General features: G+C 64.8%; 13 protein-coding genes. 7 read left to right on the top strand and 6 right to left on the bottom strand.

Features of this window, described 5'->3' with window-relative positions:
• Positions 1 to 56: 56 nt before the first annotated feature.
• The gene (locus NCR34_RS03375; RefSeq protein WP_248321373.1) at positions 57 to 1,415 is read right to left on the bottom strand and encodes an ABC transporter substrate-binding protein; all 1,359 of its coding nucleotides are present in this window, start codon (positions 1,413 to 1,415) and stop codon (positions 57 to 59) included.
• Between the two features lie 198 nt (positions 1,416 to 1,613).
• Positions 1,614 to 2,387, bottom strand: a complete 774-nt coding sequence (locus NCR34_RS03370) for an L-iditol 2-dehydrogenase (protein ID WP_248321371.1) — start codon at positions 2,385 to 2,387, stop codon at positions 1,614 to 1,616.
• A 361-nt stretch (positions 2,388 to 2,748) separates the two neighbouring features.
• On the opposite strand from NCR34_RS03370, the gene NCR34_RS03365 reads away from it, so the two are divergent.
• The 6 genes from NCR34_RS03365 to NCR34_RS03340 all read left to right on the top strand — a co-directional run bounded on the left by NCR34_RS03365 (position 2,749) and on the right by NCR34_RS03340 (position 7,231).
• Positions 2,749 to 3,591 carry a hypothetical protein gene (locus NCR34_RS03365; protein ID WP_250499046.1) on the top strand — a complete coding sequence of 281 codons (843 nt, stop codon included), beginning with the start codon at positions 2,749 to 2,751 and terminating at the stop codon, positions 3,589 to 3,591.
• The gene (locus NCR34_RS03360) at positions 3,588 to 4,043 is read left to right on the top strand and encodes a hypothetical protein (RefSeq protein WP_250499045.1); all 456 of its coding nucleotides are present in this window, start codon (positions 3,588 to 3,590) and stop codon (positions 4,041 to 4,043) included. The genes NCR34_RS03365 and NCR34_RS03360 overlap by 4 nt, the downstream gene beginning before the upstream one ends.
• A gap of 138 nt (positions 4,044 to 4,181) precedes the next feature.
• Positions 4,182 to 4,667, top strand: coding sequence for a Fur family transcriptional regulator (locus NCR34_RS03355; RefSeq protein WP_248321365.1), 486 nt, complete (start codon positions 4,182 to 4,184; stop codon positions 4,665 to 4,667).
• On the top strand, positions 4,664 to 5,554 hold the full coding sequence (locus tag NCR34_RS03350; protein WP_248321363.1) for a metal ABC transporter solute-binding protein: 891 nt from the start codon (positions 4,664 to 4,666) through the stop codon (positions 5,552 to 5,554). The genes NCR34_RS03355 and NCR34_RS03350 overlap by 4 nt, the downstream gene beginning before the upstream one ends.
• Positions 5,551 to 6,450 (top strand): ATP-binding cassette domain-containing protein, encoded by a 900-nt coding sequence (locus NCR34_RS03345; protein ID WP_371747378.1) that lies wholly within the window; start codon positions 5,551 to 5,553, stop codon positions 6,448 to 6,450. Before NCR34_RS03350 ends, NCR34_RS03345 begins: the two co-directional genes overlap by 4 nt.
• A complete protein-coding gene (locus NCR34_RS03340) occupies positions 6,443 to 7,231 on the top strand; it encodes a metal ABC transporter permease (RefSeq protein WP_248321360.1) in 789 nt (262 codons plus the stop codon). The genes NCR34_RS03345 and NCR34_RS03340 overlap by 8 nt, the downstream gene beginning before the upstream one ends.
• A 27-nt stretch (positions 7,232 to 7,258) precedes the next feature.
• On the opposite strand, the gene fghA is transcribed toward NCR34_RS03340, so the two are convergent.
• The 4 genes from fghA to NCR34_RS03320 form a co-directional block, all read right to left on the bottom strand.
• A complete protein-coding gene (fghA, locus tag NCR34_RS03335; protein WP_250499044.1) occupies positions 7,259 to 8,107 on the bottom strand; it encodes an S-formylglutathione hydrolase in 849 nt (282 codons plus the stop codon).
• 14 nt (positions 8,108 to 8,121) lie between these two features.
• Entirely contained in the window at positions 8,122 to 9,228 is a 1,107-nt protein-coding gene (locus tag NCR34_RS03330; RefSeq protein ID WP_248321357.1) for an S-(hydroxymethyl)glutathione dehydrogenase/class III alcohol dehydrogenase, read from the bottom strand.
• 34 nt (positions 9,229 to 9,262) lie between these two features.
• Complete coding sequence (locus NCR34_RS03325; RefSeq protein WP_248321355.1) at positions 9,263 to 10,477, bottom strand: AGE family epimerase/isomerase; 1,215 nt, start codon at positions 10,475 to 10,477, stop codon at positions 9,263 to 9,265.
• Between the two features lie 96 nt (positions 10,478 to 10,573).
• On the bottom strand, positions 10,574 to 11,995 hold the full coding sequence (locus NCR34_RS03320) for an FGGY family carbohydrate kinase (RefSeq protein WP_248321353.1): 1,422 nt from the start codon (positions 11,993 to 11,995) through the stop codon (positions 10,574 to 10,576).
• A gap of 344 nt (positions 11,996 to 12,339) precedes the next feature.
• On the opposite strand from NCR34_RS03320, the gene NCR34_RS03315 reads away from it, so the two are divergent.
• Positions 12,340 to 13,731, top strand: a complete 1,392-nt coding sequence (locus NCR34_RS03315) for a nucleobase:cation symporter-2 family protein (protein WP_248321351.1) — start codon at positions 12,340 to 12,342, stop codon at positions 13,729 to 13,731.
• Positions 13,732 to 13,772 lie beyond the last annotated feature (41 nt).

Here is a 13,772-nt window from a genome sequence, read left to right as displayed (position 1 = left end):
GATGCCGGCGGGCCGATCTGTGTGAACAGCCCGCTTGCTTGCTGCTTATCTGCCGCTTACTTCTGATAGCCGGCCTGTTTCACCGCGCGATCGGCGGTGGCGTTGGCAGCCTTCAGCGCATTGTCGACGCTCGTCTGTCCGGCGACGACGCCCGCGATGGACTGCCCGACCACCGTGCCGAACGACTGGAACTCCGGAATGCCGACGAACTGGATGCCGCTATACGGCACCTTCTTCAGCGTCGCGTCGTTCGGATTCGCGGACTCGATCGCCTGCAACACGAAGTCGCCGAACGGCGCGGCCTGCTTGTACTCGGGGCGAGCGTAGGTCGACTTGCGCGTGCCCGGCGGCACAGAGGCCCAGCCTTCGTCCTTGCCGACCATCTCGATGTATTCCTTCGACGTCGCCCACGCGGCGAACTTCTTCGCGGCGTCCTGCTGCTTCGACGTCTTCGGAATCGCGAGCGACCACGACCAGAGCCAGTGCGAGCCCTTCGGCGTGACTTGCGTCGGCGCGGCGGCAAAGCCGATCTTGTCGGCCACTTGCGACTGCTGCTTGTTATAGAGCATGCCCGCGGCCACCGTCGCGTCGATCCACATCGCGCACTTGCCCGAGGACATCAGCGTGAGGTTTTCGTTGAAGCCGTTCGAGCTCGCTCCCGGCGGGCCGTCGTTCTTCAGCAGGTCCGCATAGAAGGACACGGCCTTGTGCCATTCCGGCGTGTCGAGCTGCGCCTTCCACTGCTCGTCGAACCAGCGGCCGCCGAACGTGTTCACGACCGTCGAGACGTACGCCATGTTCTCGCCCCAGCCCGCCTTGCCGCGCAGACAGATGCCGTACTGGCCCTTCGACTTGTCGGTGAGCTTGTCGGCGAACTGCTTGATCTGGTCGTAGGTCGGCTGATCCGGCATCTTCAGGCCCGCGGCCTGGAACAGGTCCTTGCGGTAATACGTCATCGAGCTTTCGACGTAGAACGGCAGCGCGTAAAGCTGGCCGTTGTACGAGAGACCGTCGCGGGCCGTCTTCACGACATCGTCGAGATCGTAGTTCGAAGGCAGATTCGACATCGGCGACAGCCAGCCGCGCTTGCCCCACTGCGGCGCTTCGTACGTGCCGATGGTCAGCACGTCGAACTGGCCGCTGTTGGTCGTGATGTCGGTGGTCGCGCGCTGGCGCAGCACGTTCTCTTCGAGAATCACCCACTTGAGCTGAATGTCGGGATTGGCCTTCTCGAACGCCGGCGAGAGCTTTTTCAGCTCGATCATGTCCGGATTGTTGAGCGTGGCGATGGTGATGGTCGTCGCGGCGTGCACGGCGAGCGGCGCGAGCGCGGCGGCGGCAAGCGCGGCCGAGACCGCCGCGATGGAACGCCGCGTGCGCGGCTGGGGCTGGACGGTGCGTTGGGTGCGTTTCATGGGTTCGTCTCCTTTTTCGTTTGCACGGTGCAGCGGATCGTGCATGCATGGCGCACGTGCCGTCTGTGCCGCTGCCTGATTCTGCTGCGCTGGGAACCGCGTGGTTGCTCGTTTTCGTAGGCGTGCCCGCGTATGCTTCGCCGCGACGCCGTTTCACTATAGACGGTGCGCCTCATGCTGCAAGGCGCACGCGCCGGGTCAACTCATCCAGTTGCCGCCATCGACGTTGATCGTCTGCGCGGTGATGTAATCCGAATCCGCCGATGCGAGGAACAGCGCCGCGCCGGTCAGGTCGTCCGGCACGCCCATGCGTCCGAGCGGCACTTCCTCGCCGACGATGCGCTTCTTTTCGCCGAGCGGCCGGTTTTCGTAACGCGCGAAGAGCGCATCGACCTGTTCCCACATCGGCGTATCGACGACGCCCGGCGCGATGCCGTTCACGTTGATGCGCGATTTCGCGAGCGCGAGCGCCGCCGATTGCGTATAACTGATGACGGCCGCTTTCGTCGCGCAATAGTGCGAGACGAGCGCTTCGCCGCGCCGTCCGGCCTGCGACGACATGTTGATGATCTTGCCGCCGCGTCCCTGCTCGACCATGCGCCGGGCGACCGCCTGCATCAGAAAGAACATGCCCTTGACGTTGACCGCGAAGAGGCGGTCGTAGACGTCCCAGGACTCGTCGAGGATCGGGCGCATGTCGAAGAGCGCCGCGTTGTTGAAGAGAATGTCGATGCCGCCGAAGCGCTCCACGGCGCTCGCCACGATGCGCTCGATGTCTTCGCGGCGCGTGACGTCGGCTTCGAGCGCGAGCACGCGGCCGGCGGCGTTTTCATAACGCTGCGCCATGCCTTGCGCGTCTTTCACGTCGACTACGACGAGCTTCGCGCCTTCGTCGAGATAACGCCGCGCGACTGAATCGCCGATTCCGCTCGCGGCGCCTGTGATGACCGCGACCTTGTCTTTCAGTCTCACCGATGTCTCCGATTCTCTGCCCGACCGGCGCGAAAGTGAGCGAACGCTCGACGGCCGATCAATTGCTCTATGTTTGATCGAATGATCGGTGTTGCGGAGGCGCGTGTCAAGGCGTGGTTTCGCGGTTTCGATGCTGCAATGCGCAATCCCAGGCCGCTGATTCGTGTGCGGGCATCACTTCGGAAGTTTGAGTCGCTGAATCTCAGAAAACGTCCATTGACGCGTTTGCGGCTACGGCTTTAAGTTCTTGACCCTCTTCTTCCCGGAATCACTGCGACGGAACCTGATGCGCTGCGCTGTGCGTACTCATACGACGTGAGAATCCGGCGACCCACTTTGGACCGTGCAGGTTTAGCCGCACATGAATGGCAATCAACTCGTAGACTTGCTGGCTCGCTCGAGATTCGCACCGAACGTAATAGCGCTCGCCTTCCCCCTCATTGCGAACGCGGCGCTCGGCGCCTCACATGCCGCCCATCCGGTCGAGACGGTTCAGTCCTCGCACCCGCCCTATGTCGCCAACGTGGCGGACGGGAATCTGATGTCCATTGCGCTGCCGCCGCTGCGCTTGCGGCTCGACATGAACGCCGCGAACTCGATTAGATCAGAGACCGGAGACTTCAAGCCCGCACGGTATTCGTTCCCTGAAGCTCGCGTGCCGCAGTCCGTGCTGTCGAACCTGACTGACATTTACCGCTACGATCGTCGGCGCGACGTCCCTATTGTTTCTTCCGGGGGAGACTGGGTCATTGCCGAGTACTTCCGCGCGGGGTCACACGTGCCGGTCGTGCGATTCCAGCTACTTGGCAAGCAAGTGCAGCGTCAGGAAGTGCTCGACCGAACCGGCAAGGCGGTGGAAATCGTCACTGTCGGCTGGACATCGTCCACGGCAAAAGATGACGAGGATACAACCGAGCCGTCCACGGTCGACGCACATCCTGCATGGATACGTGTGTTCAAGGTATCGCCCGCCGGGAACAAGACACTGGTCGCGTTGGCCTGGCGCAAGACACGCTTCCTAGTGGCGCCGGACCGATACGCTACGCCCAAAGATGCCGAACTCGTTTTCGGGCTGCCGAATGGAAAGGTCAAATGGCGGACGAAGGCGGAATTTCTGAAGGCCAGCAATATCGACCTCGATGCGAAAAGTCTTGGCGGGCCGCCTGAGTCGACGCCGCCTCATTCGCGAAGCACCAAACGATGAGCACAGGCCGTCGTCGTTTCTCACAGTTCTTGTCCGTCTTTTGCCTTCTCTTCACTGTCCGCGCGGCTGTTTCACATTGGCTCGCTGCGCCCGATGAGTTCCATTTGGATCGAGCAGGCAGAGTTGCGCCGACGCCTCGACCCGAACGCTCATACGTCGGGAGGCAAGGAGACGCGTTCGTCTACGAAAAACCCTCGGTCGACGGCGCGGATACCGAAACGCCCGTTCTGGTCTGGTATGTGGGCGTGAGCGAAGGCAACGAGCCTGTCGTTCGCTATCAGGACGGACCGAGCACCGGAACACTGACCTGCTATGTCGACTGTCAGTTCGTGATGGGTATCACGCAGACCGGCGGAAGAATCACGCAGACCGGTCGGATCCGCGTGACGAACGACCCCCTCATCGACGCGATCATGCGCGACGCCCGCTCGGGCGCCCTCTCGCAGCCTTAGTCCCTGCTCTCTCGACGAACGGTCGGCCAGCACCGCGCCGGACGCTTCGGGCACAGCGGAAAGCCGACGTGCAAACCACCGTGATACGTTATATCATCGCCACTCGCTCATAGCGCCGCCTCGCGCGGCCACGATGACATGACCGCATCAATCGAAACCATGCTCGCCCGCGCCGAGGCGTTAGCCGACGAGCGCGGCCTCGCGCTCACGCCGCTGCGCCGGCACGTGTACGAACTCGTGCTGAAGGCGCACAAGCCCATCGGCGCGTACGACCTCATCGACGCGCTGGAGCCGCAGCGCGGCGCGCGCGTGCCCCCGACCACCGTTTATCGCGCGCTCGACTTTCTGGTCGAAAACGGGCTCGTGCATCGCATCGAGTCGAAGAACGCGTTCGTCGCGTGTTGCGACGCCGGCCGCCCGCACGAAAGCCAGTTCCTGATCTGCGACGAATGCGGCGCGACGCTCGAAATTCAGGGACGCGAACTCGCGTCGTCGCTGTCGGCGAGCCCGCCCGCGCACGGCTTTCAGTTGCGGCATCAGGTCGTGGAACTGAGCGGCCTGTGCAGCGACTGCCAGCGCAAGCATCACGCGAACGATCACGCTCACACGGAAGGAAGCCGATGAAACGCGCGTACATCCTGAGTTGCATGGTGGCCGCGCTTTGCATCGGCCAGAGCGTGGCGCATGCCGCTGGCGTGCCGGTGGTCGCGGCCGAAAACTTCTATGGAGACGTCGTGCGCCAGCTCGGCGGCGATCACGTGGAGGTCACGAGCATTCTCAACAATCCCGACGAAGACCCGCATCTCTTCGAAGCCAGCCCGAAGACGGCGCGCGCGCTGCAGCATGCGGCGCTCGTCGTCTATAACGGCGCGGACTACGATCCGTGGATGGACAAGCTGCTCGCGGCATCCAAAAGTAGCGGCAAGGGCAGCGGCAAGCGCACGGTAATCGTCGCGGCGCAGTTGACCGGCAAGAAGTCCGGCGACAATCCGCATCTCTGGTACGACCCGCCGACGATGCCCGCCGTCGCGAAAGCGGTGAGCGCGTATCTGGCGAGCGCGGACCCGGCGCACAAGAGCGACTACGACGCGCGCCTCGCCGCGTTTCTGGCGTCGCTGAAGCCCATCGACGCGCGCATCGCGCAGTTGAAGTCGCGCTATCGCGGCGTGCCCGTGACCGCGACGGAGCCGGTGTTCGGCTATACGGCCGATGCCATCGGCTTCGAAATGCGCAACCAGCGGTTCCAGACCGCCGCGATGAACGAGACGGAGCCGAGCCCGGCCGATATCGCCGCGTTCGAGAAAGATCTGCGCGAACGGCGCGTGCACATCCTGATCTACAACAGCCAGGCGACCGGCGCGCTCACGCGGCGTCTGCTCGGCATCGCGAAAGACGGACATGTGCCGAGCATCAGCGTGACCGAGACGCTGCCCGCCGGCAAGACGTATCAGCAATGGATGGAAACGCAGCTCGACGCGCTCGCGGGCGCGCTGCAAGGATGGCAGCAATGATCCGCGAGTCGAAGGCCGCGCTCGAAGTCGATCGCGTGACGCTCGAGCTCGGCGGACGCGCGATTCTGAAGGATGCGAGCTTCGCCGTTCACACCGGCGAGTTCATCGGCGTGCTCGGACCGAACGGCGCGGGCAAGACCACGCTGATGCGCGCGCTGCTCGGCCTCGTGCCCGTCGCGTCCGGCGCGATTCGCGTGAACGGCGAAGCGGTCGTGCGCGGCAATCCGTCCATCGGCTACATGCCGCAGATTCGCGCGGGGCTCGCCAATCGCCGCGTGCTCGGGCGCGATTTCGTCGCGATGGCCGCCGACGGGCATCGCTGGGGCCTGCCGCATCGCGACGCGCGCACCCGCGCCGACGTCGAGCGCGTGCTCGATCTCGTCGGCGCCCGGCAACTCGCGGCGCGGCCGTTGTCGGAGCTATCGGGCGGCGAGCGCCAGCGGCTTCTGCTCGCGCAGTGTCTGCTCGGCAGCCCGCGTCTCTTGCTGCTCGACGAGCCGCTCATCAGCCTCGATCCGCGCCATCAGACGGGCGTCGTGGAACTCGTGCGGCGCGTGCAGCGCGAACTCAACATCACGGTGCTTTTCTCCGCGCACGAACTGAATCCGCTGCTCAATTCGCTCGATCGCGTGCTGTATCTCGGCAACGGGCGCGCGGCGCTCGGCACCGTCGATGAAGTCATCACGAAGCCCGTGCTTTCGCGTCTCTACGGCTCGACCATCGACGTCATGCGCGTGAACGGCCGCATCTTCGTGATGTCGGGCGATGTGGAAATCGACAAGCTCGATCACGCGCACGAAAACGGCAACGGGCATCAGCACGAACACGAGCACCAGCACGACCACGCTCATACGCACAGCCACGGCAAGAAGGGAAAGCACACGCACGATGTTTGAATACGACTTCATGGTGAACGCCTTCGCGGCGTCGGGCATCGTCGCGGTGCTGGCGGGGATCGTCGGGTATTTTCTGGTGATGCGCGGGCAGACGTTCGCGGGACACGCGCTGTCGCACGTGGGCTTCACCGGCGCGACGGGCGCGGTGCTGCTCGGCGTGTCGCCCATCTGGGGCATGGTCGGCTTCACGCTCGCGGCGGGCGTCGGCATGGGCGCGCTCGGCGAGCGGCTGTCGGGGCGCGACGTGGCCATCGGCGTGATTCTTTCGCTGTCGCTCGGCTTCGGGCTGCTGTTTCTGCACTTCTTCACCGCGTACGCGACGCAAGCCACCGCGCTCCTGTTCGGCAACGTGCTCGGCGTGAGTCACGAAACGCTTGTCGTACTCGCCGGACTCGCGGCGGTGAGTCTCGTTGCGCTGGGCGTCATCATGCGGCCGCTGCTCTTCGCTTCGTTGCAACCCGAGCTGGCCGAGGCAAAAGGCGTGTCGCTGCGCCTCGTCTCCGTGCTGTTTCTCGCGATCACCGCGCTCGCGGTGGCGGCGTGCACGCAGATCGTCGGCGTGCTGCTGGTGTTCGCGCTAATGGTCGGGCCGGCAGCGGCGGCGCAGAACGTGACCACGCGCCTGTCGACGGGCCTGCTGCTCGCCGCGCTCTTCGCGCTGGGGCAAGCGTGGGCGGGCCTCACGCTCGCCTATTACACCGACTGGCCGACGAGCTTCTGGATCACGATGCTCGCCGCCGTGGTCTATGCGGCGAGCCTGGTGGCGCGGCGCGGAAGCTGACCGACTGCTGCCGCTACCGCGCCGCGCTCAACGGCAGAGCACCCGCGCATGATGCGCGATGTGCTCGCCGATGAACGTCGAGATGAAGAAGTACCCGTGGTCATACCCTTCGTGACGACGCACCGTGACGCTATGCCCCGCCTCGCGCGCGTTGCGCTCGAACACATCGGGATGCAACTGCTCGGCGAGAAACTGATCGGCCAGCCCCTGATCGATCAGAATGCCGCCTTCGAAGCGTGACGCTGCATCGCCCTTCACGAGCTCGCTCGCGTCGTACTGCTTCCACGCGTCGCGGTCGTCGCCGAGATAGCCGGTGAACGCCTTCACGCCCCACGGACATTGCGAAGGCGCCGCAATCGGCGCGAACGCCGACACGCTGCGGTACACATCCGGATTGCGCAGCGCGAGCACGAGCGCGCCGTGCCCACCCATCGAATGCCCGAAAATGCCGAGCCGGTCCTCGCGCACCGGCAATTCGGCCAGCACCGCTTCGCGCAAATCCTGCGTCACGTACGAATACATGCGATACCGGTCGCGCCACGGCTCGCGCGTCGCATCGACATAGAAGCCCGCGCCGACGCCGAAGTCCCAGGCGTCCTTCTCGCCGGGAATGTCCGCGCCGCGCGGCGACGTATCCGGCGCGATCAGCGCGATGCCATGCTCGGCCGCGTACCGCTGCGCGCCGGCCTTGATCGAAAACGTCTCTTCGGTGCACGTGAGACCGGCGAGATAGAAGAGCGCCGGCACTTTCGACGCCGACGCAGCGGCGGGCAAGAACACCGAAAAGCGCATCGGCAGGCCGATCGACCGCGACTCGTGCCGATAGATGCGCTGCACGCCATCGAAACAACGGTGTTCCTCGACGAGTTCGAGCATGGCGTCCTCCTCGCTCAATAGATGACGACCGAGCGGATCGACTCGCCTTTCTTCATCAGGTCGAAGCCGTCGTTGATCTGATCGAGCTTCAGATGATGCGTGATGAGGTCGTCGATATTGATCTTGCCTTCCATGTACCAGTCGACGATCTTCGGCACGTCCGTGCGACCGCGCGCGCCGCCGAACGCCGAGCCTTTCCACTCGCGGCCCGTGACGAGCTGGAACGGCCGCGTGCTGATTTCCTCGCCCGCCGCCGCCACGCCGATGATGAACGACTGTCCCCAGCCCTTGTGCGTGCATTCGAGCGCCTGACGCATCAGCTTCACGTTGCCGACGCACTCGAACGAATAGTCCGCGCCGCCATCGGTCAATTGCACGATGCGATCGACCACGTTGTCCACCTCGTTCGGGTTGATGAAATCCGTCATGCCGAACTTCTTCGCCAGCTCGACACGGCCCGGATTGATATCGACGCCGATGATCTTGTCCGCGCCCACCATCTTCGCGCCCTGAATCACGTTCAGGCCGATGCCGCCGAGCCCGAACACGACCACGTTCGCGCCGGCTTCGACCTTCGCCGAATACACGACCGCGCCCACGCCCGTCGTCACGCCGCAGCCGATGTAGCAGATCTTGTCGAACGGCGCGTCCTCGCGCACTTTCGCCACCGCGATCTCCGGCACCACGATGTAGTTCGAGAACGTGGACGTGCCCATGTAGTGAAAGAGCGGCTTGCCGTCGAGCGAGAAGCGCGAGGTCGCATCGGGCATCAGGCCCTTGCCTTGCGTCGCTCGGATCGCCTGACACAGGTTGGTTTTGCGCGAGAGGCAGAACTTGCACTGGCGGCATTCCGGCGTGTAGAGCGGAATGACGTGATCGCCCTTCTTCACGGTGCCGACGCCCGGCCCCACGTCCACGATCACGCCCGCGCCTTCGTGGCCGAGAATCGCCGGGAAAATGCCTTCCGGGTCCGCGCCCGAGAGCGTGTAGTAATCGGTATGGCAGATGCCCGTCGCCTTCACTTCGATCAGCACTTCGCCGGCGCGCGGCCCTTCGAGATCGACTTCCTCGATGGTGAGCGGCTGGCCTGCTTTCCATGCGATTGCGGCTTTTGTCTTCATCGTTCGGTTCCTCGTTTCAATGGCAGTGTTTCGTTCAGCGCAAGACGTTCAGGACTTCGTAACATGCGCCCATCGTGTGATAGTCGGTCTTGCCGGCGGGGCTTTTCTCGTCGCTGTACTGGCGGTTGTCGCGCGTCAGGATGCGATACCACGCGCCGTATTTGTGATCGACGAAATGCGTCCAGCTATAGGCCCACAACCGGTCGTAATCGCTCCAGTAGCGCGCGGCGGCCGACTGATCGCCATCGCGAGCCGCGCGATCGGCGAGTAGCGCCGCCGCCGCGAGCGATTCCGCCTGCACCCAGAAGTACTTGTCTTCGTCGTAGAACTTGCCGTCCGGATCGAAGCCGTAGACCATGCCGCCGTGTTCATGATCCCATGAGAGTTCGAGCGCGCGATCGAACAGCTCCCTCGCGCGCTCTGCATGCCACGCTTGTGGCCGATGCCGGTCGAGAATCAGCAGCAGCTTCGCCCATTCCGTCTGATGTCCCGGCTGAAAGCCCCACGGACGAAAGATGTTGCTGCGGTCGCCCTTGTTGTAGTCCCAGTCGATCGACCAGTCCGGCTTGTAGTGCTCCCACACGAGCCCGCCCGCGAGCGCGGCCTGTCGGTTCACCATGTTGTCGGCCAGAAGCGCCGCGCGATCCAGATAACGCGTCTCGCCGGTCGCTTCGAACGCGGCGAGAAACGCTTCGCATGCGTGCATGTTCGCGTTCTGCCCGCGATAGTCCGACACGTTCCAGTCCGCGCTCGCCTCGTCTTTGTAGAGCCCGTGCGGCGCGTCCCAGAAGTGCGTCTCCATCAGGTTCCACGTTTCGTCGAGATAGGCGCGCGCCTCGTCGAAGCCCGCTTCCACTGCCTTTGCATATGCGAGCACGACGAACGCGAGGCCGTAGCAATGGTTCGTCGCATCCGTCACTTCACGGCCGTTGAGCGTCCACGCATAGCCGCCCGTTTCCGGATTGCGATGAACCTCACGCAGATAGTCGATGCCGTGCCGCACGCCGCCGCGATACTCGTCGAGGCCGTAGTGCTTGTACGCCATCGCGTAGTTGAAGACGAAGCGCGTGCTCGACACGAGATGACGCGACTTGCGGTCGTAGATGGTGCCGCCGTTCTTGTAGAAGTGATAGAAGCCGCCTGCCGGGTCCATGCAGTGCGGGTGATAGAAGATCATCGTGCGCAGCGCGTGATCCAGCAAAAACTGGCGCGAGCGGAAATCGGGTTGCGGCGTGACGGATGCGGACATAGCGGATGTCGTTGATGTTGTAATGAGCCGACGGCGAGGCCCTTGCCTGAAGCCGATGTGAATCGCACGTCAGTTTAAGGGCTCGCGCGCAAGACGTCAGAACCAGTCTTCGACGCGCTCGTAGAGCGTGATGAAACGCGCGTGCCTTTCGTCGAACGCGGCGTCGCCTCGCGGACTCGCGACGCGCGTGCTGGCAGGCGCAAGCGCCGGCAAGTCATCGGCGCGCCAATGCCCCGCCGCCATGCCGCCGATGATCGCCGCGCCGCGCGCCGCCGCGTTCGGGCAATCGCAGGCGTGCAGTTCGACATGCAGCGCATCGGCGAGCAGTTGACGCCAGCGCGCGTCGATCGAGCCGCCGCCTGCAAGCCGCATCGACGACAACGGCGTGCCGCTCGCACGGATCGCGTCGAGTCCCGCACGCAATGCAAATGCCACGCCTTCGAACGCCGCGCGCATCATCGAGCCGCGTGTGTCGTCGAGGCCGAGGCCGAGCCAGCCGCCGCGCGCCGCCGGGTTCATCCACGGAGAACGCTCGCCGCTCAGGTACGGCAGGAAGCTCACGGACGCGCTCGCATCCGATGCGAAGGCGTCCTCGTAAGCGGCGGGCCACGCTGCATAGCCGAGCCAGCCGCGCACCGTCTCCAGCGCGACGCCCACGTTCTGCATCGCCGCCATGCGATACCAGCGCGCGCCACTGCTGGCCGCGCCGCGATACGTATGCAGTCCGCGCACCGGCGACGGCGCTTCGTCGCTCATCACGACGATCTGCCCGCCGCTGCCCGTGGTCAGCAGCGCGTCGCCATCCGCGATGAGGCCGCTGCCGAGCGCGGCGCACGGCGTATCGCCCGCGCCGACGGCCATCCGAATGCCCGCGCGCAAGCCGAGCGCCGAAGCGGCCGCGGCGGACAACGCGCCCGCCGGCGCATCCGATGCCGCAAGCGGCGCGAACCACTCGCGCGACAAGCCGAGCCTCTCGATGAGCGCCGCGTCCCATTCGCCCGATGGGGCAGCGAGCGCGGTCGCGCAAGCGTCCGACGGATCGGTCACGAACGCGCCGCCGAGCTTCGCGCGCAGCCAGTCCTTCGGCTGCAACGCCCAGCGCATGTCGCCGGCGAGCGCCGGTTCGTGCGTCGCGAGCCAGCGCAGGAGCGGCCCGGCCATGCCCGGCGCGACCGGGTTCGGCTGCGGTTCCGGCCACGCGTCGAGCAGCGCGCGGGCCCGCGTGTCCGGCCAGAGCATGGCGGGGCGCAGCGCGCGGCCATCGGCGGCGGTCGGCACCACGCCGTGCATCTGCCCTGAGAAGCCGATCGCGCTCACGGCTTCGCGTTCGTGCGCGGGCAGGCGAGAGGCGGCATCGACGACAGCGGCATACCACGCATCGGCGGATGTCTCGGCCCAGCCCGGCTGCGCGCTCGTCACCGCATACGCCGCGCTCGACGCTGCGACTTCGCGCGCGTATTCGTCGACGATAGCCAGTTTCACGGAACCCGTGCCGAGATCGATGCCGAGAAAACGCATGGATGAGCCGCTCGAAAAGACGTTAGGGAAAACGCGGTAAGCGCGGAATCACGCGGGTTAACCCCGCCGCTCGCCGCGATGAACGAAAAACGGACTATACGCGCGCCGTGATGAACATCATAACGACGCGCCCCTTCAGGCGGCCTTGCAGCAGCCGACAAAAATCCCTCGCGATGCGTCAAGTCCCTTGCAGCAAGGGCCTCCGCGCGCTTCGGCTCTGCTCATCGCGCCGTTTCCATATCGCCCCGCGAACGCGATGTATAGCGCCGCGTGGTCTTGTTCGCGCTTTTTGTCGCACTTACCTTGGAGGCCATTCAAATGGAAAGGCAATCAAGGAGACACATATGGCATCGAGCACGAGCCACCCGAAGGTTCATCCGTGCGACGAACGGCTGCCGACCGGCCAGTTGCTCACGCTCGGCATACAGCACGTCCTCGTGATGTACGCGGGCGCCGTCGCGGTGCCACTCATTCTCGGCGCGGCCATGCATCTGTCGAAGGATGAGGTCGCGTTCCTCATCAGCGCGGACCTGTTCTCCTGCGGCGTCGCGACGCTGATCCAGACGCTCGGCCTGTGGATCTTCGGCATCCGGCTGCCGGTCATCATGGGCTGCACGTTCGCGGCGGTCGGACCGATGGTCGCCATCGGCACGAATCCGTCGCTCGGCATTCTCGATGTGTTCGGCGCGACGATCGCGGCCGGCGTCATCGGCATCTTTCTCGCGCCGATGATCGGCAAGCTGTTGCGCTTCTTTCCGCCGGTGGTGGTCGGCACGGTGATCGCGGTGATCGGCCTGTCGCTGATGGGCGTGGGCATCAACTGGGCAGCAGGCGGCGTCGGCAATCCCGATTACGGCAATCCGGTGTATCTGTTGCTGTCGCTCGTCGTGCTCTCGCTCATTCTGCTCATCAACAAGTTCGCGCGCGGCTTCATCGCGAACATCTCGGTGCTGCTCGGCATCGTCGCGGGCTTCGTGATCGCCGCGATGCTCGGGCGCGTCAACATGGACGGCGTCGCGCATGCGCCGTGGGTCGGCATCGTGCTGCCGTTTCACTTCGGCATGCCGCACTTCGATGCGCTCTCCGTCGCGACGATGGTGATCGTCATGTTCGTGACGTTCATCGAATCGACGGGCATGTTCCTCGCGGTCGGCGATCTCGTCGAGCGTCCGGTCGATCAGAAAGCGCTCGTGCGCGGCTTGCGCGTGGATGGTCTCGGCACGCTGATCGGCGGCGTGTTCAACTCGTTTCCGCATACGTCGTTTTCTCAGAACGTGGGCTTGATCGGCGTGACGGGCGTGAAGAGCCGCTTCGTCTGCGCGACGGGCGGCGTGATTCTCGTCGTGCTCGGCCTCTTTCCGAAGATGGCGCAAGTGGTCGCTTCAGTGCCGCCGTTCGTGCTCGGCGGCGCGGGCATCGTGATGTTCGGCATGGTCGCGGCGAACGGCATCAAGGTGCTGTCGAAAGTGGACTTCGTGAAGAATCACCACAACCTGTTTATCGTCGCGGTGAGCGTCGGCCTCGGGCTCGTGCCGGTGGTCGCGCCGAAGTTCTTCTCGCAACTGCCGCACGCGCTGGAGCCGATTCTTCATAGCGGCATTCTGCTGGCGTCGGTATCGGCGGTCGTGCTCAATATCGTGTTCAACGGCGTGCGCAAGGAACGCGAAGCGCGCTGCGAGATTCGACAGGCCGGGCATGATTTCGACGGCGCGGCGCGCGCATCGGAAGTGCAGTGATGGCTTGAAGGAAGTGCTTGCGGGTGGTGACGGGTTGGCGC

This window comes from Caballeronia sp. GAWG1-5s-s (genome assembly GCF_023631445.1).
In the GTDB taxonomy this organism is placed as follows: Bacteria; Pseudomonadota; Gammaproteobacteria; order Burkholderiales; family Burkholderiaceae; genus Caballeronia.
The sequence above is the reverse complement of the archived record's forward strand: the minus strand, read 5'-3'. Positions and strand labels throughout refer to the sequence as shown.